The sequence below is a fragment of the Acidovorax sp. LjRoot66 genome (assembly GCF_964253305.1).
GTDB lineage: Bacteria > Pseudomonadota > Gammaproteobacteria > Burkholderiales > Burkholderiaceae_C > Acidovorax.
Map to the genome: position 1 here is coordinate 2,988,495 of NZ_CAXUQU020000001.1, position 25,032 is coordinate 3,013,526.

Consider the following 25,032-nt stretch of genomic DNA (forward strand, 5'->3'; position numbering starts at 1 on the left):
CAGAGACATCGATCACCCGTCCTCCCGCCGAGATTGGATGGGCGGCCATCATTGCCGCAACTACGGCAGCTGGAGATTGGCCAGCAATTCCGCGAGCTGTTGCCGTTTCTGGCTGGACGGCGCGGTCTCCAGTGCAATGGCCGCTTCCGGGCGGGCTTCATCGACGCGTCCCAGTGCGTGCAGCGCTGTCGCCTTGGTGAGGCGCAGCAGCCATTCACAGTCGATCCCCGTGACCAGGGAGGGTTCGATCACTTGCAGCGCCTCTTGCGGCTGCTGCTGGCGCAGCAGGTGATCGGCCAGAAAATACCGCGCGATGACCACACCGATGCTGCCCTCTGCAGAACCCTGTTCCCGAGCAACGCGCAAAGACTGCTCCAACTGGCTGCGGGCTTGCGGGAAGCGGCCCAGTTCCGACAGCACGGCCGCGAACTCACCGTGGTAGCTCGGCAAATCGCAGTGGCCGGGGTCTGCCAGGGTGAGACTCTGCTCGTAGAGCGGGACGGCCTCTGCTCCCTTGCCGGACTGCCATAGGTCGAAAGCCTGGCTTGCGAGGAGTGATGCACGGGCTTGATCGATCATCGCAATGCTCCAAGGTCGGCACGGGGGACGGTGCCGCCATGCTACCAGCGCGCGCCTGCAAGGCGGGTCTTGCGGACGATGCAGGAGGAGGGCGCGTGAATGGATTGCCCCGCCCTCGGATGCCGCCCCTTACGCCCGTGGTCGCTTGATGACGAACCCTCGCTCCGTATCCCCGTCGAACCCCAGTTTTTCGTAGAGGCGGTGCGCCTGCGGCCGCTGCGCACCCGACAGCAGCACCACCTTGCAGCAGCCGAAGCGCCAGGCCTCGCCCACAGCAAACGCCAAGCATGCCTCGGCCAGCCCCTGGCGCCGCGCGGCCGATGCGGTGACCACGTGCTCGATGAAGCCGATGGGACGGCCTTCGCTGGCCAGGTTGGCCACCAGGGCCAACATGCAGGTTGCGCCTACCTGGCCTTCGTGTTCGCACACCGCGATGAAGGAGTGGGGGCTGTCGTGGACGTTGTTCCACAGCTCCAGGGCCCGGTCAGGGGTCACCGGCGGGTCGTGCGGCCGCAGCTCGCGGTACAGGGCGAGCACGGCGTCCATGTCGGATGCAATAGCGCGGCGAGCGATCATCGGCTACTCCAGTTTGGTGGGCGTGGACTGTCCCGTTTGCGTTGCGGTGCGCATTCTTGCAGCAAGCTAGACTTGAGCTATCGGGCATCGGTGCGATGCCTCAGAAGGCCGGCGGGCGTGCCTTGAGTACCCATGAACAAGACCGAATTCTTGCAGTTGATGAGATTCTCGAACGAGTGGCTGTCGTCCGGCATGTATGTTGACGACTTGTTCGTCTGGCAGCTTGCGGGCTAAGCGCCAGGCCATGAAGAGGGGGCGGAGCATGACCGCAATGGAGCGTTCCATTGGTGGCTACGCAAGAACCCGGACAAGCGGAATCTTTCACTCCTGCTGCAACTGGCGGCGGTGGATCCGGATCCATTGCTGGGGCTGGATGTGTTGTCGCATGTAGAGAAGTCGCCGCACTATGACGATGAACTTGCGCTGCAAGCCTCCCAACTGTTTGCAGCAGGGCGACCGGCCGAGGCCTGACCTTTGCGCTAAGGGCGCACCGCAACCATCCGAAAGCATGCCAACCGTCGAGCATTTCAGCTCCCGTTCCGCGACATTCAATTGCACGGAACCACCACCCACAGCCCATACCACAGCGGGCCACACACCCTGGCCCTGCACGGCGGTGGCGCCTCATCGCGCCTGGGGTACCAGCCCTTGCTGGACTTTCTGGCCGGGCAGGGCCATTCCAGCGTGGCGTTCGACTTTGCGGGCCATGTCGGCATCGGGTGGCCCGGCTTCGGCGCATGCGGCCACCTCCGCCACGACCACCTGCGGCATCGTGCAGGTGGGCGGGCAGCTGGGCCTGGTGTTGACGCTCGATGGTGTCAGGCTGTGTGTGCTGCCGCTGGGTGTGCGGGCGGAGTGCGAGCTGGATCTGGAGTCTTTGGCGGTGTAGTGGCGCCGGCGGGGGGGGTGCCCGCTCCACCAGCGCACTTCCCGTTTTGGCGCTCCACTGGGTCACCGCCCAAAAACTCTCTGCCTCTGTGGGCGCAATTGCGGGTCAACCCGGTGAGGGACCCAGCGCCGGAGGTGCATTGGGTGTGCATGGGATGGGCCCACCGGGCGTAAAATGCACAGAATTCTGCTCAGTTTTGTCTGGAGGTGACGCGATGGGTTTTTCTGCCAGCGATGTGGTGCCATTCACCCAGGCCCGCGCCAACCTGTCGGAACTGGCCGAACAGGCCAAGGCCGGCGCCGAGAAGATCATCACCAAGAATGGCGAGAGCTATGTGGCGCTGATCGATGCCCAGCGGCTCGACTACTACCACCAGCTCGAGCGTGAGCGCATCCACCTGCTGGTGGCAGAAGACGTCGCGCGCGGGCTGGCCGATATCGCAGCCGGGCGCACGCACGAGGCGGATGCTGCGATTGCCAGGCTGCAGCAGCGCAGGGCTGCGGCTGCCACCGGCAAGGGCACGAAGCGCCGTGCCTGAGCAGGAGGACAGCCCTGCCCTCTACCGGGTGGAGCTGACGGCGAGCTTTTTGGAGCGGCTTGATGCCATCGAGGCATTCCTGGCCGAGGCGGATGCAACGTTCGCATTCGACAGGCTGCTGGCAGAGCTGCGTGCCACGGTCATTCCGAACCTGGCACGTTTTCCGCGCATCGGCCGGCGCTACCTCGACCATCCCCCGCAGTCGGCCGAGGCCCTAGCGCAGTTCGCGCGTTTGCCGCCCGGTGCGGCCACCGCACTGCGCGAGTACCTGCACGGTGACTACCTGGTGCTGTATGTGCCGGTGGACGAGCGCGAGATGGTCTACATGCTGTCCATCCGCCACCACCGGCAGCTGTCGTTCGACTTTGCGCGGCTGTGGCCATGAGTGCTGGCGAAGGACAGAGTGCGGGCCGCCGGCCGTTTCAGCTGCCTTTCCGTGACCTGCCATTGCGCGGAACCGTTCATGCAAGCGCTGGCGACGCGCCACGCACCCTGGCCCTGCATGGCGGCGGCGCCTCGTCGCGCCTGGGGTACCAGCCCTTGCTGGACTTTCTGGCCGGGCAGGGCCATTCCAGTGTGGCCTTCGACTTCATGGGCCAGGGCGAGAGCATGGGCCGCATGGCCGACTCTGGCCTGCGCGACCGGGCGCAGCAGGCCCTGGCGGTGGTGGACTTCCTCCAGATGCCCCGGCCCGTGTCGCTGATCGCGTCGAGCATGGGCGGGCATATCGCCTGTTCGCTGATCGACGCGCTGGCCCCGCCCGCTCTGGTGCTGTACTGCCCAGCCGCCTATGAGGCTGCGGCACTGGAAGTGCCCTTCGGGCCGGCGTTCCAGCAGGTGATCCGCGCGACGAGCGACTTTGCTGCTTCACCCGCATTCGATGCGCTCGAACGCTTCGAGGGGCGCTTGCTGCTGGTGCTGGGCGCCGAGGATGCGGTGATCCCACGGCAGGTGGAGGACCAGTACATCCGGCGTGCCCGCAAGGCCAGCCATGTGGAGGTGCTTCGGCTCGACGGCGCGGGCCACCACCTGCATGCCTGGCTCAAGGACCGGCCGGTGGAATTCGCGCACGTGGCGCAGCGGGTGCTTGCGACCCTGGAAGGGACGGGCTGACGTGCGCCTATGAGGCCCCAGCGCCCGCCCGCCACCGCACCGCGCACCCCATCGTCAGCGCTGCCACCACCACGCACACCGCGGCTGCCGGCCAGCCATGGCGGTCCACCGCATTGCCGACCAGCAGCGGCCCGAGCGCCTGCCCCAGGTTGCTGCCCTGCATGAGCAGGCCCACGGCCAGCGCGGCGTGGGCGGGGGTCGCTGTGACCTGCGGCACCGACGACAGCAGGCTGGACGGCACCAGGCCGCCCATGGCCGAGAACACCAGGCACAGCGCAAAGGCGGCCCACGGGGGCAACACCGGCACGAAGATGCCCAGGGCGCAAAGCGCCATCGCGGCGGCGGCGGCCGTGCCCAGCACGGTGCGGCCCACCCGGGGCAGCAGCGCGCCTGCGGCCAGGTTGCCCGCGATGTTGGCGGCGCTGGCCAGGGCTGCGAGCAGGCCCACCGCGCTGGGTCCCACCTGCATGCGCTGCTGCAGCAGCACGGGCAGAAAGCTGAAGAGCGCGAAGAACATCAGGCTGTAGAGCAGAAAGGTGGTGGCCAGCGCCAGTGCGGGGCCGCGCCATACCTCGGCGATGCGCGCGGGCGGCGATGCGGCCGTGGCATGCGCGCCGGTGGCGCGGGGAACCGCCCACAGCACCAGCGCTGCAATGAGGCCCGAGGCCAGCGCTACGGCAACCCACAGACTGCGCCAGCCACCAAACCACGGCCCAGTGAGCATGGCCAGCGCGATGCCGGTGGGCATGAAGCAGCTCCACAGCGCCATGGCGCGGCTGCGGTCGGCGGCCTGCACCAGCCGCGCCAGCACGGTGGGCCCGCCCACGGTGATGAGCACAAAGCCCAGCCCCTCCACCCCGCGCGAGGCGAGCAGCGCCGCATAGCTGCCGGACAGTACGGCGAGCAGCGCGCCAAGCACCGTGGCCACCAGGCCCAGGGCCAGCATGCGGCGGTCTCCCGCACGGGCGATGACAGAGCCCGCAGCCACGCCACCCAGCGCGCCAAGCACGGCGAAGGTGCCGCCCAGGGCGCCCAGCATGGCCAGGCTGAGCCCCAGGCCGGACTGCAGCTGCGGTGCCGCAATGGCCACCTTGCCCAGGTGGAAGGACGAGGCCACGCCGGCGGCCACCACCACGGCCACGGCGCGCCAGTCGGTGGGTGGCGGGGCGGGTAGTGGTCGTGCAATTTCGTTTGCGTGCATCACGCCACCCCCTGCGCAAACCCGAGCGCCTCGGTGCCGCTACCCGGGCTGCGCATGCCTTGGGACGTGGGTGTGGTGTGACCGCAGGAGGGATAGGAGGGAACGAGAACCTGGGTCATGGTGGCGCCAACGTCTTTCTGTGATCGGGATGAGTCCAAGTATCGGCACATGGATTGATCTACGGAAGCCATAAAATTCAGGCCATCTTGATCTATGAAACAGATCAACAAGGCCCTTCATGCTCGACGCCCTCACCCTCGATCAGATCCGCATGTTCGTCACTGTGGCCGAGGCCGGCAGCTTTCGCGCCGGGGCCGCGCGCCTGCTGCGCGCGCAGTCGGCCGTGAGCCACGCGATTGCCAACCTCGAGAACCAGCTGGGCGTGGCGGTGTTCGACCGCAGTGGGCATCGGCCCACGCTCACGGCGGCGGGCGCCGCCCTGCTGGAGGACGCGCGCGCCGTGCTGCTCAAGGTGGACTTCTTGCGGGCGCGTGCGCGCGGCCTGGGCGAGGGCGTGGAGACCGAGCTGGCCCTGATGGTGGACACGCTCTACCCGCTGCCCCTGGCGGCTGCAGCGCTGGGCGAGTTGCGCGCCGCACTGCCATCGGTGCGGTTGCGCCTGGCCACCGCACCGCTGGGCGGCACGCTGCAGGCACTGCGCGACGAGGCCTGCGACCTGGCCATCATGGCGGGCGAGGATTTCCGCGACCCGCGCATCGAGACCGAGGCATTGCAGGCGGTGCCCATCGTGGCGGTGGCGGCCCGGGCACACCCCTTGGCCCAGCGCCGCGCCAAGACCCTGGCGGGCGCGGACCTGGCCGACCACCTGCAGATCGTGCTGGAGGACCCGAGCGACCTGTCCGAAGGGCGCGACTTTGGCGTCCTCTCACCCCAGACCCTGCGCGTAGGCACCCAGGACGCCAAGCGCGCCCTGATATTGGCCGGCGTGGGCTGGGGCCGCCTGCCGCAATGGGCGGTGGAGCGCGAGCTGGCCGAAGGGCACCTGCTGCCCCTGCCCGCCACGGCCCTGGGCCCGCAGGGCGTGGCGCAGACGCAGACCTACCTGGCCTGGCGCACGGACCGGGCCTTGGGGGTTGCGGCGCTGGCGTTGCGGGAAGTGCTGCACCGGCTGGCGGCGGCTCCGGTTGCGCGAGTGCGAAGGCGAGTGCCGGGTGAGTCTCCGGTTGGTGCGGGTGCAAAGGCAGCCTGAGCGGGCTGCCGGCGCCATTCAGGCCGGCACCTGCCGCCCGAACGCCCAGGCCTTGCACCGCTCGTAGAAGGGCTCGCCGCCCCAGGCCCGCCAGAAGGCGGCCTCCGGGCCGTTGGGGCCAGGGGCCCGGCCCATGAGCTCGGTGGTGCGCTTCCTGTCCTGGGCCACGCAGGCCATGGCGGCGTGCTGGACCAGGTCGGTGCTGCTGGGGCGGTGGCTGACCAGGTCAGTGAGTGCTGTGTCCATGGTGTTCCAGTCGGTCACCCCGGGCTTGAAGGGTGCCAGCCGCAGGGCCGGCGCGTGGAAGAAGGCCGACAGGTAGATGACCGCGTGCATGCCCTTGCCCCGGGTCTTGGCCGTGCGCTGCACGGCCATGTCCGCCAGCTCCCGCAACTGGGGCAGGGCGTCGGTGCTCTTGAGGTCGAGCGCGGTCACCACTTCCTCGAAGAACATTTCCCCTGGCTCCGACATGGCGGGCAGGTGGGCCTTGACCAGGGCCACCGTCTGCGCGGGAGTGGCGCCGCCCATGGTCTTGAGGGCGATGTAGGTGGCGTTCCACATCGGGTCCTTGCGGCCTTGCTCCTTCACCTTGTCCAGCGCCTGGATGGCCTCTGATGTCTGGCGTTCCTGCGCAGCCCAGTCGCGGTTGGCGGGGGCATCGCGCACCGCCAGCCGGCCCAGGAAGATGGCAGCCGGCACGCTGGTGGGCGATGCCTGCACCCACTGCCTGGCCACGTCCCAGGCGGCTGTGGCTTCGGGCGTGTTGCCGCCCACGCCGCCGCTGCGCGCCCGCAGGGCGCTGAAGAAGGACTCGGCACCATTGCGGCTGGAGTTGGTGGCGGGCTGCTCCGACGCTGCGGCGTACAGGCTCTCCACCTGGGAGAACGCCTGTCGTTCAAGCAGTTGGTAGGCGCCCATGTAGTCGCGAAAGGTCGGCTGGGCCAGTCCCGTGCCGGCCATGCCGAGATACAGGAGCAAGGCGGTGGCTACCGCCAGCGATGGGCGCCGCATCACGAGGCGTTGCCCTGCGACCAGCTCTTGCAGCGCACGTACTCGTTGCGGCCTTCCCAGGCGTCGGGCACCACGTCCTGGGCGATGCGCTGCAGCACCTCGGCCGTGGTCTTCTTGTCCTGGGCGGCCACGCAGGCCATGCGGGCGTACGAGTTGAGGTTGTAGTTGTCGGGGTAGCGCTTGACCAAGTCCTCGAAGCCTGCGCGGATGCGCGGCCAGTCCACGTCGGGGCGGGCGAAGACCGCGGCGCCCTGGTGGTTCAGGCCGTAGTACACGTTCCAGTAGATGCGGGCGTAGAAAGTCTGGCCTTGTTCGGCCTTGGTGTTCTCCACCGCCTGCGCCGCCAGGTCGGCAATCGCCTTGTAGCTGCCGCCCCATTGCGGCAGCAGGCTTTGCGAGATGGTGAAGTAGACGTCGTGGTTGCGGGGGAAGGCAGCGATCGCGTCCTGGGCCAGCTTGGCATAGTCCTGGCGGCTGGCCTGGCCGTACTGCGCGTAGGTCAGCAACTCGGACCACCAGTTGGGGTCCTTGCGGCCGTATTCGGCACTCGCGAACAAGGTGCGCAAGGCCTGCTGGTTGAGCTCCTGGAATTTTTTCATGTCCTCGTCACGCACGGTGTTGGCGTAGCCGCCGCCGCGGTGCGCCCAGGCCTGCTTGCTGTAGGCGCTGGCCAGGGTGATCGCGGCCAGGGTGGACTGGGGGTTCTGCTTCAGCCAGGCCTGGGTCCGTTGCTGGTGCTCGACCCAGAAGGCGTCGTTCACGCGCGGGCAAGGCTCCTTGGCGCACGGGGGCGGGGGTGAAGCCCCGCCGAATCCGCTGGCGATGGAGCGCACCATGCGGTTGGCGCGGTAGACGCCGGAGGGCATGCGCGCGTCCTCGCGCAGCGCCTTGGTGTACCAGGCGTCCAGCTTGGCGTAGTCGCCCGACGAATAATTCTTGATGAACAGCACGGCGATTTCGCCGCGCTCTTCGGCATCGCCGGCGTGGGCTGAGCCGGCAGGGGCAATGAACAATGGCAAAGCCAGGGCAGCCGCGGCCGCCCAGCGTGTGGTGAGTTTCCTCATGAGTCGATTCCCTCTCTTTTTTGATGGGAGGGAATTTACACCGCTTGGGTGGCGTGCAAAAGCAAGTGATTGTTCAGGGCCATTCACCGCAGCGCCAACCCCGCGCCCTTGAGCGCCTCCACCAGCCGGTGCCGGCCTTTGAGCGCATCGGCATTGGCCAGGCGCTGCAGCACCAGGTCGCCAGGGCCTGTTAACCCTGTTTTCAGGGATCGCGTTGCCTGGCCTGGGAGCCGTCTGCGGCGTTGCCCGCGCTTGCAAAGTGCACGCCTTGTCAAAGTCCGCAACGCCGTGATGCGCCCGCTGCCACCCGGCCCGAAGGGTGAGGGTCTGGCAGGGCCGCACTTGTCGTTGCCGTGCTCGCCGGGTATCCAACCCGGCTGCGCCTGGCGCCTAGATTGCGGCCCTGCCAGACCCTCACGCACAGCTGATTTCCCCGCTTCAGTGGACTCGGGTCTGCACCGTGTCGGGCGGCAGGGCGTCGGGCAGAAAGTTGCGCACCGAGCGGTGCGACAGGATGTGCTCGACCACGGGGTGGCGGCGCACGGGCCAGGTGGCGGCCTGGGCGCCGTAGCGGGCCTGCAGGTAGGTGGGGGTGTAGGTCCTGCGTGGCTGGTGGGCAGGGGTGAAACGTGGCGTGACACGTCACCGCCAAGGTAGCATCCCCCGCAGGGCCGCCAAGCGCGAAAACCGCATGTGTCTATGCGGTGTGGTGATATGGGGCACCGGCCCGCAGGCTCCCTGATCCAGTCCATAGGCGCAAAGCCTGCAGACTGGCAGGCGCCAGACTTCGTTCAGACGCTCACGACGCCGGGTATCTGCACATCGGTCGCCACATCGGCCCCGTAGTCGACGCCTTCGACCCCGAATCCGAACAGGCGCAGGAACTCCGATTGGTAGCCTGCGAAATCCGTGGTCTCGCGCAGGTTCTCTGTCGTCACCTGGTGCCAGGCCTGGCCGACGGGGGTCTGGACTTTTTCTTCCAGCTCCTTCTCGTCGGCCCTGAGTCGGCCCTCTTCGTCCAGGTGGGGCGCCGCGCCATACAGGCTGTCGCGAAAGAGCCCGTCGACCTGTTCGATGCAGCCTTCGTGGGTGCCCTGCGCCTTCATGACCTTGAACAGCAGCGACAGGTACAGCGGCATCATGGGGATGGCGGAGCTGGCCTGGGTGACCACGGCCTTGAGCACCGATACGCGCGCATCGCCGCCGTGGGCGGCCAGTTGGCTGCGGATGCCGATGACCCGGCGGTCCAGGTCTTTCTTGGCGGCGCCGATGGAGCCGTTCCAGTAGATGTCGCGGGTGATCTGCTCGCCCAGGTAGGTGAAGGCGGTGGTCTTGGCGCCGTCGGCCAGCACGCCAGCGGCCTGCAGGGCGTCGATCCACATCTGCCAGTCCTCACCGCCCATCACCGCGACGGTGTCGTCGATTTCCTTCTGTGTCGCAGGCTGCAGGGAGGTCTCCTTGATCACGGCGCTGTCGGTGTCGAGGCTGCGCACCTGGATGGCCTGGCCGATGGGCTTGAGCGTGGAGTTGAAGACTTCACCGGTGCCGGGGTGCTTGCGCCTGGGTGCGGCAAGGCTGTAGACCACCAGGTCGACCTGGCCCCAGTCGCGCCGGATGGTCTCGATGGTCTGCTGCTTGACCTCGTCGGAGAAGCCGTCTCCGTTGATGCTGGCCGCGTACAGGCCCTCGGCTGCCGCCTGCTGGTGGAAGGCGGCGGTGTTGTACCAGCCGGCGGAGCCTGGCTTGTCCGGCGTGCCGGGGCGCTCGAAGAAGACGCCGAGCGTGCCCGCGCCGCCCGCAAAGGCAGCGGTGATGCGGGCGGCCAGGCCGTAGCCGGTGGATGCGCCGATCACCAGCACGCGCTTGGGTGCCCCGCCTGGGCCGCCGAGGGGGCCGCGCGCCTTGACGTAATCGATCTGCTGGCGAACGTTGGCCTCGCAGCCCAGGGGGTGCGCCGTGACGCAGATGAAGCCGCGTATGCGGGGTTGAATGATCATGAAGAATCCGGGGGATAGAGTGCCAGTTGGCTTGAGAATACCGCACCCGTAACTGCGCTCACGCGATGGCGCCTGCCCCTCACCTGCCCGTTACCTGCCCGGCCCCTGCCCATCTGCAGCCGGGCCGCGTGGTCTGTAAGCCCTGCCTGCGTTGCCGCGACAATAGCCCCCATGTCCGAAGAAGAAGTGCATTCCGAAGAACTGCTGGCCCAGGTGGCCGCGCTGCCGCCCCTGCCGGGCGTGTACCGCTATTTCGACGCGCAGGGCGCGCTGCTCTACGTGGGCAAGGCGCGGCACCTGAAGCGCCGGGTGTCGAGCTATTTCACCAAGAACCATGGCGGCACGCGCATCGGCCACATGGTGAGCAAGATCGCGCGCATGGAGACCACGGTGGTGCGCTCCGAGGCCGAGGCGCTGCTGCTTGAAAACAACCTGATCAAGACGCAGAACCCCAAGTTCAACATCCTGTTCCGCGACGACAAGAGCTACCCCTACCTCAAGATCACCGGCGCACCGGGGGCGCCAGTGGGGCAGGGCTCGCCTTCGCAGGTGTTTCCGCGCATGGCGTACTACCGGGGCTCGGTGGACAAGAAGCACCGCTACTTCGGGCCGTACCCGAGCGCCTGGGCGGTGAAGGAGTCGATTCAGCTGCTGCAGAAGGTGTTTCGCCTGCGCACCTGCGAGGACACGGTGTTTGCCAACCGCACGCGGCCCTGTCTGTTGTTCCAGATCAAGCGCTGCTCGGGCCCCTGCGTGGACCTGGTGTCGCCCGAGGCCTATGCGGCCGACGTGCAGCACGCCGAGGCGCTGCTGCGCGGCGAGACGCAGGAGGTGCTAAAAGCCATGGAGGTGCGCATGATGGCGCACTCGGACAAGCTCGAGTTCGAGCAGGCGGCCGACGTGCGCAACCAGATGCAGGCGCTGTCGCGCGTGCTGCACCAGCAGTCCATCGAGACCACGGACGACAAGGACGTGGACATCCTGGCCGTGCGCGTGCAGGGCGGCCGTGCCTGCGTGAACCTGGCCATGGTGCGCGGCGGGCGGCACCTGGGCGACCGGCCGTACTTTCCGGTGCATGTGGAAGACGCCGCGGCCATCCATGAAGAGGAAGAGGATGCCGCAGTGCCAGCGCTAGCCGAAGGGGAGGGCGGCGCCGATACTGCCCCTGCCTCCCCAGCGCGCAAGCGCCGCGTCGAGGCGCTGGTGCTTGAAGCCTTCATCGCCCAGCACTACATCGGCGTGCCCGTGCCGCCGGTGCTGGTGTGCAGCGAGCCGGTGGACAAGGCGCTGATGGAGGCCCTGTCGGAGCAGACCGGCGTGCGTGTGAATGCCATCCACCAGCCGCGCGAGCAGCGCCGCGCCTGGCTGGACATGGCGCAAAAAAATGCCGACCTGCAACTGGCCCGCCTGCTGGCCGAAGAGGGCTCGCAGCAGGCGCGCACCCGCGCCCTGGTGGAGGCGCTGGACCTGCCGCCCGAGGACCTGGACCAGCTCACCATCGAGTGCTTCGACATCTCGCACACGGCGGGCGAATCGACGCAGGCCTCGTGCGTGGTGTTCCACCACCACAAGATGCAGAGCAGCGAGTACCGCCGCTACAAGATCGAGGGCATCACCGGCGGCGACGACTATGCCGCCATGCGCCAGGTGCTCACGCGCCGCTACAGCAAGGTGGTGGAGGCCGCACGCGAGGCCGGTGGCATCGACTTTGCCGCCGCGCCGCCGCCGGATACCGCCAACGCCGAGGGGGCGGTCAAGCCCAAGGGCGTGGCGCGCCTGCCCGACTTGGTACTGATCGACGGCGGCAAGGGCCAGGTGGGCGTGGCGCGCGAGGTGTTCACCGCCCTGGGGCTGGACCTGACGCGCATTGTCGGCGTGGAAAAGGGCGAGGGCCGCAAGGTGGGCCTGGAGGAACTGGTGTTTGCCGATGGCCGAGAGAAGGTCTACCTGGGCAAGGACTCGGCTGCACTGATGCTGGTGGCCCAGATCCGCGACGAGGCCCACCGCTTTGCCATCACCGGCATGCGCGCCGCGCGCGCCAAGGTGCGCGTGGGCGGCGGCCAGCTCGAAGAGATCCCCGGCGTGGGCCCCAAGAAGCGCGCCCGCCTGCTGCAGCGCTTTGGCGGCGTGCGCGGCGTGGCCAGCGCCAGCGTGGAGGATCTGATCACGGTGGATGGCATATCGCGCGACCTGGCCGAGGAAATCTACAAGGCGCTGAGGTAGGGGGCGTCATCTTGGCGCCTGCATGCCGCAACCGCGCTGGCAGGCGCCCCGCCATGGCCATCGGCTGCAGGGGGCTTGTGCCAGCGCGGTGCGCGGTTCAGGCGGAGCGTCAGTTCAGGCCTGAAGGCTATCCACCAGTGGTGCACAATCGCGGCCATGTTCTGGACTATCCCCACCCTGATGACGTGGACGCGCATCGTCGCGATACCTTTGATCGTGGGGGTGTTCTATGCGCCGATCGACCCCGGCATGCGCAACCTCATCGCCACGGTGATGTTCGTGGTGTTCGCCGCCACCGACTGGCTCGACGGCTACCTGGCGCGCAAGCTCAACCAGACCTCGTCCTTCGGCGCCTTCCTCGACCCGGTGGCCGACAAGTTCCTGGTGTGCGCGTCGCTGCTGGTGCTGGTGCACCTGCAGCGCGCCGACGTGTTCGTGGCGCTGATCATCATCGGGCGCGAGATCGCCATCTCGGCCCTGCGCGAGTGGATGGCGCAGATCGGGGCCAGCAAGAGCGTGGCCGTGCACATGATCGGCAAGGTCAAGACCACGGTGCAGATGGTGGCCATCCCCTTTTTGCTGTACGACGGACGCATCCTCGGCGTGATCGATACGGGCGTGTGGGGCACCTGGCTGATCTGGGCCTCTGCTGTGCTCACGGTATGGTCCATGGTGTACTACCTGCAGAAGGCGTTGCCCGAAATTCGCGCCCGTGTGAAGTAGATCGACCAAAAAAACTCTTCTGGCGTCGTTGCTGCGTCTTGTCGTGCCGCTGGTACTGCCTGCGACGCAGCGCCTAGCCAGAACCGCTGCGCTGAGTTTTGTGGGCCGATCAATTCTTTGTGTATAAGCTTGCTCTGAAATTGCGCATCGGCATGGCTGCTATGCTCTTTTTGTGCCCCGTGTTGGGGCACCCAAAGCCTGCAAGCGCAGGCTTGGCAAGGCTGTCAATCGGGAATCGCGCGCATACGGCGCGTTTGAGACAAAAGCGCGCCGCAAGCCCGGCCAGGGCGTGAAATACGACTAGAATTCAGCCCAACGCTGTTGCAATACGGCGTGTTGTATTGACACCTTGAAAGTCGATGGCTTTAATCTGATGCAGCAGCCCCTGCTGTGTACGCCAGTCATTCCCCCGTCTGCAGACATCCAGCCTCACTCGGTTGAGCCTTCTGACGTGTGAAGACCAGATACCCCAAGACACACTTCATTCATCAACGCTTTTCCCGAGAGGCTTCTTGTGAACAAAACCGAACTGATCGAGCACATCGCTAACAACGCCGACATCTCCAAGGCCGCTGCAGCGCGTGCCCTGGAATCCACGATCGAGGCCGTCAAGAAGACCCTGAAAAAGGGTGGTACCGTTTCGCTCGTCGGTTTTGGCACCTTTGCCGTGGGCAAGCGCGCTGCCCGCACCGGCCGTAATCCCCGTACGGGCGATACGATCAAGATCAAAGCTGCTAAAGTGCCGAAGTTTCGTCCAGGCAAGGCTTTGAAAGACGCCTTGAACTGAAGACCCGTTTAGGTGGGGTCCTTAGCTCAGTTGGTAGAGCGGCTCCTTTACACGGAGTAGGTCGGCGGTTCGAGACCGTCAGGACCCACCACCCCCACCGGACCAAAAGGCGAACGCAAGTTCGCCTTTTGTTTTTTTGTCACTGAAAGTTTGATCATGTTTGAATCCATCCGCAAGCACTCCAAGATCGTCATGATCTTGTTGTTCTTGCTGGTCATTCCCTCCTTCGTGTTGGTGGGCATCGACAGCAAGTACTTCTCTGAAAAGAGCGAAGTGGTCGCCCGCGTTGATGGCAACAAGATCACCCAGTCCGACTGGGAAAATGCCCACCGCGCGGAGAGCGACCGCATCCGTGCGCAGCAGCCCACCATGGACGCGAAGATGCTCGACTCGCCCGCAGCGCGCTACGCCACGCTGGAGCGCATGGTGCGCGAGCGCGTGCTGGCCGCCGCCGCGCAGAAGATGCACATGGTGACCAGCGACGCCCGCCTGGCCCGCAGCCTGGCCGAGATTCCCCAGATCGCCGCGCTCAAGCGCCCCGACGGCACCATGGACACCGAAGGCTACCGCACCCTCGTCGCCAGCCAGGGCCTCACGCCCGCCGGCTTTGAGGCGCGCGTGCGCAACGACCTCTCGGTCAACCAGATCCTGGGTGGCGTGGTGGGCTCGGCCTTTGTGACCGACGCGCAGACCGGCCAGGCGCTCGACGCGCTGTACCAGCGCCGCGAGATCCAGGTCGCCCGCTTCAACGCCGCCGACTTCGCCGCCAAGGTGTCGCCCACCGATGCCGACCTGGAAACCTATTACAAGGCCCACCCCAACCAGTTCAAGCAGCTCGAATCGGCCAACGTCGAGTACCTGCTGCTCACGCTCGACTCCGTGCGCGACGGCATCACGCTCAACGAAGACGACCTGCGCACCTACTACAAGGAAAACGTGGCCCGCCTGGCCGGCAAGGAAGAGCGCCGCGCAAGCCACATCCTGATCAAGGCAGGGAAGGACATGTCCGCCGCCGACCGCGAAAAGGCCAAGGCCCGCGCCACCGAGCTGCTGGCCCAGGTGCGCAAGGCGCCCGCCACGTTTGCCGACGTGGCCAAGAAGTCGTCGGAAGACACGGGCTCTGCCGCGCTGGGTGGCGACCTGAACTTCTTCGCCCGCGAAGCCATGGTCAAGCCGTTCGAAGACGCCGCCTTTGCCCTGAAGAAGGGTGACATCAGCGACGTGGTGGAGTCCGACTTCGGCTACCACATCATCCAGGTCACCGACATCAAGACGCCGCGCCAGCCCACCTTCGAAGAACTGCGCCCCTCCATGGAGAAGGAGCTCAAGGCCCAGCAGGCCCAGCGCAAGTACGCCGAAGTGGCCGAGGCGTTTGCCAACGGCGTGTACGAGCAGGCCGACAGCCTGGCCCCCGTGGCCGAGAAGCTCAAGCTCAAGGTGCAGACTGCCAACGGCGTGACCCGCACCCCCGTGCCCGGCGCCACCGGCGCGTTTGCCAACGCCAAGTTCCTCGAAGCCCTGTTCTCCTCGGATTCGGTGCAGAACAAGCGCAACACCGAAGCCGTCGAAGTGGGCCCGAGCCAGATGGCGTCTGGCCGCATCGTCTCGTACACCCCGGCCGAAACCCTGCCGCTGGACAAGGTCCGCGACAAGGTGCGCACCCTGTATGTGGCCGAAAAGGCTGCCGAGCTGGCGCGCAAGGAAGGCGAGGCCAAGCTGGCCGAGTACACCGCCAAGCCCGACACCGCCAGCGGCCTCACGGCCCCCGCCGTGATCGCCCGCGACACGCCCATGAACTACCCGCGCCCCCTGATCGACGCCGCCCTGCGCGCCAACGCCGACAAGCTGCCCGCCTGGACCAGCGTCGACCTGGGCGCAGGCCAGGGCTACGCGGTGATCAAGGTCAACCGCATCGTCCCCCGCGACAAGCCCGAAGCCCAGCGCGCCCAGCAAGAGCGCATGCAGCTCATGCAGTGGTGGAGCTCCGCCGAGGGCGTGGCCTATTACGAGATGCTCAAGGAGCGCTTCAAGACCGAGATCAAGGTGACCCGCCCCTCCGAGTTCACCATCAGCCAGACAGAAAATTGAAAATTGGGCCCGGAGGGTAAAAACCCGGGTTATAATTTGAATCTCAAACGGTGGCTGTAGCTCAGTTGGTAGAGTCCAGGATTGTGATTCCTGTTGTCGTGGGTTCGAGCCCCATCAGCCACCCCAGATAAACAAACGCGCTAGTGCTATCAAAGCCCTAGCGCGTTTTGCTTTTTATTCCCACGGTGGGAATATTCGTACTACAAGGCTTCGCGCGGAACCTCAGTATTGCGGTCATAAACGCCGGCGGTCGTTGCCTTGTTTTTGTGCAAATCAGGCAGGTGGCCACGGCTGGTTTTGTGCTCGGTGACGTAGTAAGCCCGCAGGTCGTTGAAGGTGAAGCGGACCTCCTTGGTCAGCACGCCCTCCTGCAGGGCCTTCTGAACGGACCGCTGCCACAGCGACTTGAACCCCCTGGCCGAATACTGGTTGTTGTCCCGCGTCGGAAACACAAAGACGCAATCGGTGCCGCGTGTGCCCCTGAGCGCGCGTAGCCGGCCCAGCAAGGCCGCCAGCTTCGGCGTGACCTCCACCACCTCGATCACGGTCCCGCGCTTCTTGCCGCGCTGCTTGGCGCGCACAGTGCGCACCTCCTTGGCGGCATCGTCCACCATGTCCCAGGTTAGCGGCAGGAATTCCACCTGGCGGTTTCCGGCCAGGCTGCAGTACTCGGCCGCCATGCCGATGATGCGCATCTGTGGCGTTTGCGACTCGAGCCACGTCAGGAACTTGGCCAGCACCTCGGGCTTGGCCGCCTTGGTGCGCGCCTCGCCACCGTGGGGTTCCACATCGTTGGTGGCGTTCTCAGTGCACACCCCCAGGATGATCCCGTACCCGAACAGCCGGGACAGCAGGCTCTTCTCGATGTCCGCGCGCCGGGGCGCCGATGCCCGCTCGACGTGCACGTACCGGGCCACGATGGCAGTGTTGATCTCGCCGACGTGCATGTCGCCCAGCCGCTCCCCCAGTTGCTTCCAGGCGTCGGTGTAGTCGTCCCTGGTGGCCTGGCTGTACTTCTTCCAGCGTGGGCTGTCGCTGGTGAACCTGTCCCACACCCAGCGCAGCGTGCCCACCGCGGTCTGCCCGCTCGGCTGGCCGTTCATGTCCAGCACCTTGCGCAGAGCGGCGGCCCGGTCGGTGCCCAGGTTGATCGGCTTTGCCGCACCCACGGGGTGGTAGCGGTAGGTGATGGTCTTCCCGTCGGCCCAGGGGCGCGCCTCCATGCGCTGCAGAAGGCCCATACCGCTTGCTCTGTCTCTCTTGCGGCCCATCCCTTACCCCGCCGCCGCAGTGCGCCAGCGCGGTCCATTGCTGGGCGCCATGGCGGGTTGTGCCGTGGCGTCGACCAGCGGCTGCCGGGCGGCGTAGTGGCGCTCCCACTCGGCGCGGGCCACCAGGGGCCGGCCGTTGGGGCGCTGGTCCACACGCAGGCCCAGGCCGCGCAGGTAGCGCACCTTCGCGGCGTTCTGCGTCAGGCCAGCGCAGATGCTGTCGATCTCGTCGTCTTGCAGGTCTGGCGTCGTCATCGTGTCACTCCTTCCTGCCCGCTGTCGGGCAAATCATCAAAGTCAGGTACAGGTGCGCGCTTGTCGCGGCGCTGGCGGCTACGTCGGCTGGCCATTTGGACCTCCCAGCGCGGGCAGCAGGCCCTGGTTGTCGATCTGCTCAAGCACGGTCTTGCCGGTGGGCAGCAGAATCTGGCCAAGGAATGCGCCTTCGAACGTCAGCACGCCCGTTTCGATGGCGACTACCTGGCCTTTGATCCAGTCCCGCAGCACGCTGCAGACGCTGATTTCGGCCTGCTTAAGCGCCTTCTTTTCGTGGTCGGTCCGGCTGCCGCGCGTGCGGTGCGTGAAGGGGTGCTCCTTCATCCAGGCGGCGGCATAGCCCCGATAGCTGGCCTTGGCCGTCACGTCCCGGCCGCGAAAGCTGAACTGCACGATGAGTTCGCCGGCCTCGGTGTCGGTCATGGTGCCGAAGCGCGCGCAGCCGAACTTCGTCAGCACCTTGCGGATTTCCTCCAGCGCTGCGCCGCCGCTGGTTGCGTTTTCGTAGGGTAGTGCCATCTCACCCTCCCGCCCTGTCCGCCCCTGCCTGCGCTGGCTGGGCGGCAGCATCTGAAGCAACTGGCAATTTCCGCCAGCCCGAAGTGTCGTAGACGGTGCCGGACTTGATCGTCCCGTGACGCGGGCCCAGGTCGTGGGGCTCGTCCAGTTCGTAGTGGAAGCCGACGAACACCTTGGTGATGGTCGCGGCCTGGCCGTGGTGGAAGTCGCCGGTCACACGGTCGCCTTCCTTCCATTCCGACAGCTGCTGCACCAGAGGGGTGACTGTGGCGAGCGTGGCGGCCTCGACTGCGCGGGCGAGGTGCAGCGCTGGGTGGACGCCTGTGATGGCTTGGTCCTGCGCGGCGATGTTCATGTCGCGAATTTCAGCGGGGGTCAGCATGGGTATCTCCTTCCTTGGTGGCGCGCTCGAAGTCCCAGCCCGTCTGCTCGATGCAGTTCAGCAGCGCGTTAGCCTGGCGCACACCTTCGCGCAGCGCAGCTTCTGCGGCGGCCTTGAGCTCGCGCTTGGTTTGGCGCATTGGGTCGTCGTTGGTGATGGCCACTTCGCTCAGCTTGGCGAAGACCAGCGCTGTCTCGGTCATGATTTCAGCCATGTCCATCCCCCTTGGTGCTGATAGAGGCAGCAGCGCGGGCCAGCTCGGCGTCAATGGCGGCGTCGAGGTGTTGGCAGACGGCCCCGCGCATGACATTGACGCCGGCAGCGACTCGAATCTTCGGAAACGCGAAGTCGGCACACCCAAATTCAACCGAGCGCACGCCTCGGGTCCAGTTGCGCAGGAAGCGATACCGAGCCGCATCGTCCGTCAGCGTGGCATTCCTCGCCTCGGCTGCGGCAAGGGCGGCCTTTGCGTCGTCTCGTTCGTGCATGAGGTCGCTCCAGGCGCTCGCGCGAGCTTTGGGGTGCTCGGCCAGGACAACCGCCTCAGCGGGTGTGATGTCGCGGTACACGATGGTGATGGTTTCAGTCATAGTCCTTGGTCCTTCTCGTGTTGGTCTAGCACTGCTTTGTCGGCAAGCACCGGCACTGGCTGCGCCCCGTCCTCGCAGTAGCCGCATGCCTCCTTGTAGGAGTCCATGGGGAAGAACATGTAGCGGGCATCGCGGTCGAGGATGGCCCAGCCGATCTGAATTTGCCCTGCGGTCATGGATGGGTTCCTTTCAAGCGGATGGCGGCTTCCTGGCCCGGTTGCCAGTCCATATCCAGATGCCCGCAGATGGCGTCAAAGGCGTTGATCTGCGCCATGCCGCCGTGCTGCCGGGTGTCCAGCGCATAGTGGTAGTCACGGATGGCCTGCTGGATCGGCTCCAGGGCGCGCGCCACTGCCTGCTGGAGCTGCTGGGCGGGCGGTGCAGCGTAGAGAGGGTGGATGTAGTGCGCTCGTCGGCCAGGCGGCAATAGCGCCTTCACGGCAGTCGTCACAACGCGCTGTTCGGCATCCCCCGTACCTCCGTAACGTGTCTGCCCGTCGTCCATCCACGCCACTGGCTCGACTGCCCCAGCGCCCTGGGTGAGTGCGGCGCGGCGGTTCCATTGCTCGGTCAGCAAAGGCTTTGGGTCATCACCGCATGCGAAGCGCAACCCTGTGCTTGCTTCGCATGCGTGGCACGCGATGAAGTAGCCACCGCTGTGGTCTGGCCTCTCGTTCAAGATTGCAAGGTTCTTGGAATTGCCGCAAAACGGGCAGGGCAGCAGTGTCGGTGTCGTGTTCATGGGGCAACCTCGGGTGGGGTAGGGGTGCTGGGGGCGGTGATGCCGTGGGCTTCTTCTGCGTCACGGAAGGCCTTGAAGTAGTCCTCGCGGTCGATGCAGTACCCGCGATTCGCCTCGCCGCACAGGTATGCCACCTGTTCATCCGTGAGCGGCTGGGCTGGTTGGGGCTGGGGCTGCGCGGCGGCAGCAAGCAACGCCGCATACCGTGCCTTGAACTCGGACGCCGGGTCCATGGGGTGCGTGCGCCCCGTCCCGTCAGCGAACCGGACATTCGCCCGGTCGAACGCCCATTGCATGGCTGCCGTGCTGGCCTTTGGCACCCACTGCCAATCGCTCTGCGTCACGGGCGTGGCTGGTGGTGCTGCTACTGGTGGCGAGGGGGTGGCCCTGGCAGCGCGATCAGCGTCCACGAACGCGCGCATCTGGTCGGCCGTGTAGGTGGCTGGAATATCGGGGTACTCTACGCCGCGCGACAGACCACCAACAACGGCCCTCGCATACGGCGCGGGCAGTGGTGGGTAGCCGTCAGGCGCCAGCGCATCATCGGACCAATAGCCCACGATGCAGTTCTTTCCTGGCACTTCCATGTGCAGCATGTGGCGCTTCGGTTTGGGTGCATCAGCCATTGCTATCTCCCTTGGGGGCGGCACGGTCTGCGTCTGGCCCACACCAACCAACACCCTCGCAGTCATCGCAGGATGTCTTTAGGTCAACGTTCTCCACGCCTATTTCCTTGCCATGATTGATGCTTACAGCCTCCCAGTGCCACCCTTTCCCATGACAGCGGTCGCACTTCCATGCGTCCAGTTCTGGGCCGTCTGGCAGAGGGTGCCAATAGTCGGGGGCCGGCGCGTCGAATCGATAGCCGTCCCACGCCAGATGCCACCCAGGCCGTGTGCTACCTAGCTCCTTGCGAATGCCGTTTGAAGCATCGGCCCAGCACACCACGTAACACGTTTCAGAATCTGGCAGCCACGCCAAAATATGCGTCCCATCGCGAGGCGCTGATTCCATGGACTGCCACCCGGCCAGTTCCGCCGCCGCCTCAGTGGGGGAGACATCGGGGTAGAGAGGCGTCCATCCGCCAGATTCCTTGCGCACGCGTTCGATGGCGTCGTTGTGGATCGGGCCTTCATATCCGCCGTCGCTGCGCAGGCGCACCCAGAACATCGGCTCGGCTGCCGGCACCGTTGCCGCCATTGCAGCGGCCTCAGTGGGGGCGAGGGCTGCGGCGAAGGCGCACAGCTGGGCTTCGGTCGCGCACAGCAGGTATTGGCCGCCCGCGCCGTTGTTGTGTGCAATGCCAGAGCGCAGCGCTGCGGTGAGGATGCTTTTCAGGTCAGGGTTGCTCATGTTGTCTCCTTGGCGGGTCATTCGGCATCCCAATAGGTCATGTCCTCGTCGGCTGCATCGCTGGGCGATTCCCACTCAGCGCTGTATGGGCCTTCGATTTCTTCCTGTTGGTCGGCGCAGGTTTCGGCGAAAGATGCGGCAGATTCGGCGTCAATGTCCGAACGTTCCAGGTAGCGATCAGCGCACGCGGCCACCCACTCTTCGCGGGTTACTGAATTGGTCATGTCGTCTCCTTAGGGGGGCAGGTGGCCCGGGTGCGTACCTTGCGCATCAGCGTGCGGCGTGCGCGGCGGCGTTGGCGGGCATTGCCCGAAGCGTCGTAGCCGTCCATGAGACAGCCCACGTATTCGCGGGTGTTGCAACGGGGGCAAGGGATGTCGCCGCCACTGTGCAAAGCGCCGCCCGGCTCGTCGCAGGAATCGAGGTCCCACAGTTCGCCGTCGATGCAGGCTGCGTCCGGGTAGGTGGCGCCGAAGTGGCGTCCTGTGTATCCACAGCTCATGTCGTCTCCTTGGCGGCCAGTGCCGCGCGCTTGAGTTGCTTGATGACTGCTGGCAGGGCGTCGGCGAAGAACTGCACGCGCTTGCCCTCCTGTTCAATCCACAACTCGGGGCTGGCTTCGTCGGGATAGAAGCCGAACAGCAGAGGGCCGGTCAGCCGGTCACTGGTTTCGGGGTGCAGCGATTCCACAGCGCCGGTGCATAACTCCATGCTGGGCTGCAGGTCAGTCGTGATTGCGGGCATCTATGGCTCCTGGCGGCTCGGTGCCGCGATAGGTGGGTCTTGTGGGGTGAACTTGGGCGCCGCTTTGACCATCGCGCGCCACACCTGCTCGCAGTCGCCCGCGTGAGTTGGCTCGTACACATGCCTGCCGCCAGCTTCGTCAAACGCGATTACCGGCAGTCAAGGACCACTGCCGCCGCCCCGTAAATTGATCAGGCGGCGGCCTTGGCCTGCACGCCCTCGATGTGGCGCACCAGGGCGGCCAGCATTTGGGGGAACTGAGCCTCGTGGTAGACGCCGTGGGCGCCTTGTTTGCCGGCGGGCTCGAAGCCAAGCGAGCGCAGGAAGTCGGCGGTCAGGTTGAAGCCCAGGCTCTCGGCGATGGCGCCCAACTTCAGCGTGGGCTGGGTGGTTGGCGCTGGCGCGGCGCGCAGGGGCACCACAGCAGGGCCTGCAGCTGCCGCGCGCTGTGCCTGGCTGATGGCCTGGCCGGCGTCGATACCGGCCACGGCTTCCTGGGTCTTCTCGCGCGCCAGGGTGCTCAGGTCGTCGGCCAGCGGGGCGGCCAGCTGCTCGGCGGCCTTGGCCTGGGCGATGGCGGCCTGTGCGTCGCGTTCCTCCTGCAGCAGCTTCTCGCGGGCCTCGCTGTCGGCGCGGGCTTGCTCTTCCTGGCGGATGCGCGCACGCTCGTCATCCAGGCGCTTGGCCTCCTTGGCCTCGTGCTCGCCGATGCGCGACTTGATCAGCACCTGCAGGTCGTCGTTGGCCTTCATCACCAGGGTGGGCGCATCGGCGAACAGGAAGGCATGGGCCGTGGCCTGCTCGCGCAGTGTGTTCAGGTTCAGCTGGATGCGGTCGGCGATCTCGTTGGCCGCGATCTTGGCGCGGGCCAGTTCGTCGTTCACGGCACCGCGCAGGCTGTCCACGGTGCGCTTGCCCTTGATGACGCCGGGGAAATCGGTGGGCACCTGGGGCATGTACGGCTTGCCCAGGCGCGTGTTCAGGCTGGCCATGTGCTCGGCGAAAGCCTTCTGTCCACGTTGCACCTGTGCCAGCTTGATGCTTTCCTTTTTCTCGGAGAGTTGCTTCTTCGAAGCCTTGCGCTGTTCGCAAACCATGTCCCGCAGGGCGCGCTTCAGCACGATGAACTGCGAGAGCACCTCGGTTTCGGACAGCGCAGATTCCTCGGCGGCGTCGAGTTGGGCTTCTGCCGCCTCCATGGCCTTGACCTGCTGTTCCAGGTTGGCGAAGTCCTGGTCCGTCTCGGGCTCGCGCACCAGCTTGTTTGCCAGGAAGTCCTTCCATGCGATCTCGAAGGCTGGCAGGCTGTGCTTCACGGCGAGATCGCCGGACACGTGGCAGGACACCACGGGCAGCGTCGTGACCGATTCGGCCACCACCTTCTGCGGGGCGGCGTCGGGCGCCACATAAGCGGCGAGATCGACTGCGAACTGCTTCCATCCGGCGATCAGTTCCGCGCGGCGCTCGGGCTTCGATTCGTACCACAGCGAATACGTGCCATCGGGAGTACCGTCGCTGGTCGTGAAGAGCGCGCGCTGGGCACCGCTGACCAGAAGCTGGTGCTCCAGCTGCAGGTAGTAGTGCGGCTCCAAGTCGCCCGCTTGCACCTGCTGTACCAAAGACTGGTTCAGCAACTTATTTTCCCAGATCACCTCGTCCAGCAAGTCGATGCCGTCAAAGCTGGCCAGCAGCTGCATTCCCTCCACTTCGTGCGTGGCGACTACCGGGTAGAACTCGGTTCCTGCGATGCCTTCGGCGATCGGGCGGGCCTTCGCTTCCGCGTCGTGGCCAGAATCAAAGAGACGCTGTTTTGCGGGGCTGACTTGCTCAATCAGGCCCGTGGCCTTCTGGCGCATGAGCTCGTCGCGAGTGGTGTACTTTGACAAGCCCACAGCGGCGGCGGCCTCGGATGCGCAAAAGTGCTTTGCTCGTGCTGCGTGCCAGGCGCTGCTGCCTTGTGGTGCGTCGATAAGTGGCGTCATGATTTTCTCCGTGGTTTTCGTTAGGGCCGAAACTGGCCGTTGTCCTTGGCCATCTCCGATGCAATTACTCAGCTTCGAAGGCGAACTGGCGTTCTTCGAACAGGGCAACAAGCTCGGCACGGTGTTGCGGGTCATCGACGGCGCCGATCAACTCGGCCGCCACGCCAAGTGCCGCCAGGTCCGTTGCGCTGTGCAGGAACTCCGACACCTGCGCGAAGGTGAACTTTTGGCGATCGGCCGCTGGGGCTTCTCCCTTGGGCTGCACATCCGTGACTTGTTGGCCCACGGGCTGGGCGGCTGCTGGTTTGGCCGCCGGGGCCTTCTCGGCATCGGTCAACGGCGCACGCACGGCCTCTTCCTGCTCCGGCGTAAGGGTGCCGATGGTCAGGGCCTTGCCAATCACGCTGTCGGCCGTTGCTTTGCCCAGGGCAATTGCCTTGCGCCACTCGGGCAGGTTCTTCGTGAAGCGCTCGACAGGGAATGCAGCTGGCCCCTGCGTGCGGGCTGGGTCCACGCGCTCTACCTCGCCCATGTGGCGCTCGGTGGGCATGTCCTGAACTTCTTCGGCCACGGGCATGCCGCGCAGCACGTCGGGGAACACGTCGCGCAGGGCGAAGGCGCGGGCGCGCATCTGGCGCATCCGCTTCGGGTACTGCGTCCAGGGCCCTTGCTTGCCCGACAGCCCGGCCTGCTTGGCGTCGTCCATGCTGAACGTCACGACCTGCTCGGGCTCACCCCGGCGCTTCGCGCGGCACGTGGCGGTGTGGCCATCGTCCGACTCCTGCACGTACTCGCACAGCGGGCTACTGCGTACCAGAGCGATCACAGCGTCGCCCCACAGTGCGGCGCGGCCGTTCACGACTGCGATGTTGGACAGGGCCTGCAGCGGCTTGAGGCCCAGCTCGGAACCCCACTGCATTGCGATGAGGCAGTTCCCGGGTTTGCCCTTGAAGTCCTTGGGCACCAGGTCAGATTCGGCCAGCATGTGGCTGAACTTCATCGCCTGTTCGAAGGTCTGCGGCGACAGGTCGAATCCCATGCCGCGCGGGGCGGTCAGGGCGGTGTTTTCTTGGGGCGTGATAGCGCTCATGGGGTGGTCCTCAACGGAACAGTGGGTAAAGAATCCCGGCCAGCAGGCCGGTGGCAGCGGAGGTGGCCAGGCCAAGGAAGGCGA

The 25,032-nt window shown here is 66.2% G+C and carries 30 protein-coding genes and 2 tRNA genes; 11 read left to right on the plus strand and 21 right to left on the minus strand.

Annotated features, from left to right (window positions below; all coding sequences use genetic code 11):
* Positions 1 to 60 precede the first annotated feature (60 nt).
* Together ACSQ3Y_RS13780 and ACSQ3Y_RS13785 are read right to left on the minus strand one after the other, a co-directional pair.
* Positions 61 to 579 carry a tetratricopeptide repeat protein gene (locus ACSQ3Y_RS13780; protein WP_436177665.1) on the minus strand — a complete coding sequence of 173 codons (519 nt, stop codon included), beginning with the start codon at positions 577 to 579 and terminating at the stop codon, positions 61 to 63.
* Between the two features lie 129 nt (positions 580 to 708).
* The gene (locus tag ACSQ3Y_RS13785) at positions 709 to 1,155 is read right to left on the minus strand and encodes an N-acetyltransferase family protein (RefSeq protein ID WP_436177666.1); all 447 of its coding nucleotides are present in this window, start codon (positions 1,153 to 1,155) and stop codon (positions 709 to 711) included.
* 706 nt (positions 1,156 to 1,861) lie between these two features.
* Here ACSQ3Y_RS13785 and ACSQ3Y_RS13790 point away from each other — a divergent pair.
* The 4 genes from ACSQ3Y_RS13790 to ACSQ3Y_RS13805 all read left to right on the plus strand — a co-directional run bounded on the left by ACSQ3Y_RS13790 (position 1,862) and on the right by ACSQ3Y_RS13805 (position 3,695).
* Positions 1,862 to 2,044 (plus strand): hypothetical protein, encoded by a 183-nt coding sequence (locus ACSQ3Y_RS13790; RefSeq protein WP_436177667.1) that lies wholly within the window; start codon positions 1,862 to 1,864, stop codon positions 2,042 to 2,044.
* Between the two features lie 214 nt (positions 2,045 to 2,258).
* Positions 2,259 to 2,582 (plus strand): type II toxin-antitoxin system Phd/YefM family antitoxin, encoded by a 324-nt coding sequence (locus ACSQ3Y_RS13795; protein WP_436177668.1) that lies wholly within the window; start codon positions 2,259 to 2,261, stop codon positions 2,580 to 2,582.
* Positions 2,575 to 2,967 (plus strand): type II toxin-antitoxin system RelE/ParE family toxin, encoded by a 393-nt coding sequence (locus ACSQ3Y_RS13800; RefSeq protein ID WP_436177669.1) that lies wholly within the window; start codon positions 2,575 to 2,577, stop codon positions 2,965 to 2,967. The genes ACSQ3Y_RS13795 and ACSQ3Y_RS13800 overlap by 8 nt, the downstream gene beginning before the upstream one ends.
* Before the next feature lie 62 nt (positions 2,968 to 3,029).
* Positions 3,030 to 3,695: an alpha/beta fold hydrolase gene (locus tag ACSQ3Y_RS13805; RefSeq protein ID WP_436177670.1), complete on the plus strand. Its 666-nt coding sequence runs from the start codon at positions 3,030 to 3,032 to the stop codon at positions 3,693 to 3,695.
* A gap of 7 nt (positions 3,696 to 3,702) precedes the next feature.
* Here the strand turns inward: ACSQ3Y_RS13805 and ACSQ3Y_RS13810 are convergent, their stop codons facing one another.
* The gene (locus ACSQ3Y_RS13810) at positions 3,703 to 4,896 is read right to left on the minus strand and encodes an MFS transporter (RefSeq protein WP_436177671.1); all 1,194 of its coding nucleotides are present in this window, start codon (positions 4,894 to 4,896) and stop codon (positions 3,703 to 3,705) included.
* A 238-nt stretch (positions 4,897 to 5,134) separates the two neighbouring features.
* Here ACSQ3Y_RS13810 and ACSQ3Y_RS13815 point away from each other — a divergent pair, with 238 nt between their 5' ends.
* Positions 5,135 to 6,106 (plus strand): LysR family transcriptional regulator, encoded by a 972-nt coding sequence (locus tag ACSQ3Y_RS13815; RefSeq protein ID WP_436177672.1) that lies wholly within the window; start codon positions 5,135 to 5,137, stop codon positions 6,104 to 6,106.
* Between the two features lie 18 nt (positions 6,107 to 6,124).
* On the opposite strand, the gene ACSQ3Y_RS13820 is transcribed toward ACSQ3Y_RS13815, so the two are convergent.
* The 3 genes from ACSQ3Y_RS13820 to fabV form a co-directional block, all read right to left on the minus strand.
* Positions 6,125 to 7,084, minus strand: coding sequence for a hypothetical protein (locus ACSQ3Y_RS13820; RefSeq protein ID WP_436177673.1), 960 nt, complete (start codon positions 7,082 to 7,084; stop codon positions 6,125 to 6,127).
* A gap of 32 nt (positions 7,085 to 7,116) precedes the next feature.
* Entirely contained in the window at positions 7,117 to 8,181 is a 1,065-nt protein-coding gene (locus ACSQ3Y_RS13825; protein ID WP_436177674.1) for a hypothetical protein, read from the minus strand.
* A 791-nt stretch (positions 8,182 to 8,972) separates the two neighbouring features.
* A complete protein-coding gene (gene fabV, locus ACSQ3Y_RS13830; protein ID WP_436177675.1) occupies positions 8,973 to 10,178 on the minus strand; it encodes an enoyl-ACP reductase FabV in 1,206 nt (401 codons plus the stop codon).
* 171 nt (positions 10,179 to 10,349) lie between these two features.
* Between fabV and uvrC the strand changes: the two genes are divergently transcribed.
* From uvrC to ACSQ3Y_RS13860, 6 genes are all read left to right on the plus strand, one after another.
* Positions 10,350 to 12,401, plus strand: coding sequence for an excinuclease ABC subunit UvrC (gene uvrC, locus ACSQ3Y_RS13835; RefSeq protein WP_436177676.1), 2,052 nt, complete (start codon positions 10,350 to 10,352; stop codon positions 12,399 to 12,401).
* A 156-nt stretch (positions 12,402 to 12,557) separates the two neighbouring features.
* The gene (gene pgsA, locus ACSQ3Y_RS13840) at positions 12,558 to 13,124 is read left to right on the plus strand and encodes a CDP-diacylglycerol--glycerol-3-phosphate 3-phosphatidyltransferase (RefSeq protein WP_057200909.1); all 567 of its coding nucleotides are present in this window, start codon (positions 12,558 to 12,560) and stop codon (positions 13,122 to 13,124) included.
* A gap of 514 nt (positions 13,125 to 13,638) precedes the next feature.
* Positions 13,639 to 13,911, plus strand: coding sequence for an HU family DNA-binding protein (locus tag ACSQ3Y_RS13845; RefSeq protein WP_007858657.1), 273 nt, complete (start codon positions 13,639 to 13,641; stop codon positions 13,909 to 13,911).
* A 15-nt stretch (positions 13,912 to 13,926) separates the two neighbouring features.
* Positions 13,927 to 14,002: transfer RNA gene (locus ACSQ3Y_RS13850), tRNA-Val, on the plus strand.
* A 65-nt stretch (positions 14,003 to 14,067) separates the two neighbouring features.
* Complete coding sequence (locus ACSQ3Y_RS13855; RefSeq protein ID WP_436177677.1) at positions 14,068 to 15,999, plus strand: SurA N-terminal domain-containing protein; 1,932 nt, start codon at positions 14,068 to 14,070, stop codon at positions 15,997 to 15,999.
* A gap of 50 nt (positions 16,000 to 16,049) precedes the next feature.
* Positions 16,050 to 16,125 (plus strand) — tRNA-His (locus ACSQ3Y_RS13860).
* A gap of 74 nt (positions 16,126 to 16,199) precedes the next feature.
* On the opposite strand, the gene ACSQ3Y_RS13865 is transcribed toward ACSQ3Y_RS13860, so the two are convergent.
* The 15 genes from ACSQ3Y_RS13865 to ACSQ3Y_RS13935 form a co-directional block, all read right to left on the minus strand.
* Positions 16,200 to 17,240: a site-specific integrase gene (locus ACSQ3Y_RS13865; protein ID WP_436177678.1), complete on the minus strand. Its 1,041-nt coding sequence runs from the start codon at positions 17,238 to 17,240 to the stop codon at positions 16,200 to 16,202.
* Between the two features lie 33 nt (positions 17,241 to 17,273).
* Positions 17,274 to 17,525, minus strand: coding sequence for a hypothetical protein (locus ACSQ3Y_RS13870; protein ID WP_436177679.1), 252 nt, complete (start codon positions 17,523 to 17,525; stop codon positions 17,274 to 17,276).
* A gap of 78 nt (positions 17,526 to 17,603) precedes the next feature.
* Positions 17,604 to 18,065, minus strand: a complete 462-nt coding sequence (locus ACSQ3Y_RS13875; RefSeq protein WP_436177680.1) for a hypothetical protein — start codon at positions 18,063 to 18,065, stop codon at positions 17,604 to 17,606.
* Between the two features lies 1 nt (position 18,066).
* Positions 18,067 to 18,447, minus strand: coding sequence for a hypothetical protein (locus ACSQ3Y_RS13880; RefSeq protein ID WP_436177681.1), 381 nt, complete (start codon positions 18,445 to 18,447; stop codon positions 18,067 to 18,069).
* Positions 18,431 to 18,661, minus strand: coding sequence for a hypothetical protein (locus tag ACSQ3Y_RS13885; RefSeq protein WP_436177682.1), 231 nt, complete (start codon positions 18,659 to 18,661; stop codon positions 18,431 to 18,433). Before ACSQ3Y_RS13885 ends, ACSQ3Y_RS13880 begins: the two co-directional genes overlap by 17 nt.
* Positions 18,654 to 19,037 (minus strand): hypothetical protein, encoded by a 384-nt coding sequence (locus ACSQ3Y_RS13890; RefSeq protein ID WP_436177683.1) that lies wholly within the window; start codon positions 19,035 to 19,037, stop codon positions 18,654 to 18,656. Before ACSQ3Y_RS13890 ends, ACSQ3Y_RS13885 begins: the two co-directional genes overlap by 8 nt.
* The gene (locus ACSQ3Y_RS13895; protein ID WP_436177684.1) at positions 19,034 to 19,213 is read right to left on the minus strand and encodes a hypothetical protein; all 180 of its coding nucleotides are present in this window, start codon (positions 19,211 to 19,213) and stop codon (positions 19,034 to 19,036) included. The genes ACSQ3Y_RS13890 and ACSQ3Y_RS13895 overlap by 4 nt, the downstream gene beginning before the upstream one ends.
* Positions 19,210 to 19,779 (minus strand): Lar family restriction alleviation protein, encoded by a 570-nt coding sequence (locus tag ACSQ3Y_RS13900; RefSeq protein WP_436177685.1) that lies wholly within the window; start codon positions 19,777 to 19,779, stop codon positions 19,210 to 19,212. The genes ACSQ3Y_RS13895 and ACSQ3Y_RS13900 overlap by 4 nt, the downstream gene beginning before the upstream one ends.
* A complete protein-coding gene (locus tag ACSQ3Y_RS13905) occupies positions 19,776 to 20,405 on the minus strand; it encodes a hypothetical protein (RefSeq protein ID WP_436177686.1) in 630 nt (209 codons plus the stop codon). The genes ACSQ3Y_RS13900 and ACSQ3Y_RS13905 overlap by 4 nt, the downstream gene beginning before the upstream one ends.
* The gene (locus ACSQ3Y_RS13910) at positions 20,398 to 21,132 is read right to left on the minus strand and encodes a hypothetical protein (RefSeq protein ID WP_436177687.1); all 735 of its coding nucleotides are present in this window, start codon (positions 21,130 to 21,132) and stop codon (positions 20,398 to 20,400) included. The genes ACSQ3Y_RS13905 and ACSQ3Y_RS13910 overlap by 8 nt, the downstream gene beginning before the upstream one ends.
* A 17-nt stretch (positions 21,133 to 21,149) precedes the next feature.
* Entirely contained in the window at positions 21,150 to 21,356 is a 207-nt protein-coding gene (locus ACSQ3Y_RS13915; RefSeq protein ID WP_436177688.1) for a hypothetical protein, read from the minus strand.
* A complete protein-coding gene (locus ACSQ3Y_RS13920; RefSeq protein WP_436177689.1) occupies positions 21,353 to 21,634 on the minus strand; it encodes a hypothetical protein in 282 nt (93 codons plus the stop codon). The genes ACSQ3Y_RS13915 and ACSQ3Y_RS13920 overlap by 4 nt, the downstream gene beginning before the upstream one ends.
* On the minus strand, positions 21,631 to 21,876 hold the full coding sequence (locus ACSQ3Y_RS13925) for a hypothetical protein (protein ID WP_436177690.1): 246 nt from the start codon (positions 21,874 to 21,876) through the stop codon (positions 21,631 to 21,633). The genes ACSQ3Y_RS13920 and ACSQ3Y_RS13925 overlap by 4 nt, the downstream gene beginning before the upstream one ends.
* A 191-nt stretch (positions 21,877 to 22,067) precedes the next feature.
* The gene (locus ACSQ3Y_RS13930; protein WP_436177691.1) at positions 22,068 to 23,993 is read right to left on the minus strand and encodes a YqaJ viral recombinase family protein; all 1,926 of its coding nucleotides are present in this window, start codon (positions 23,991 to 23,993) and stop codon (positions 22,068 to 22,070) included.
* Complete coding sequence (locus tag ACSQ3Y_RS13935; protein WP_436177692.1) at positions 23,923 to 24,948, minus strand: recombinase RecT; 1,026 nt, start codon at positions 24,946 to 24,948, stop codon at positions 23,923 to 23,925. The genes ACSQ3Y_RS13930 and ACSQ3Y_RS13935 overlap by 71 nt, the downstream gene beginning before the upstream one ends.
* Positions 24,949 to 25,032 lie beyond the last annotated feature (84 nt).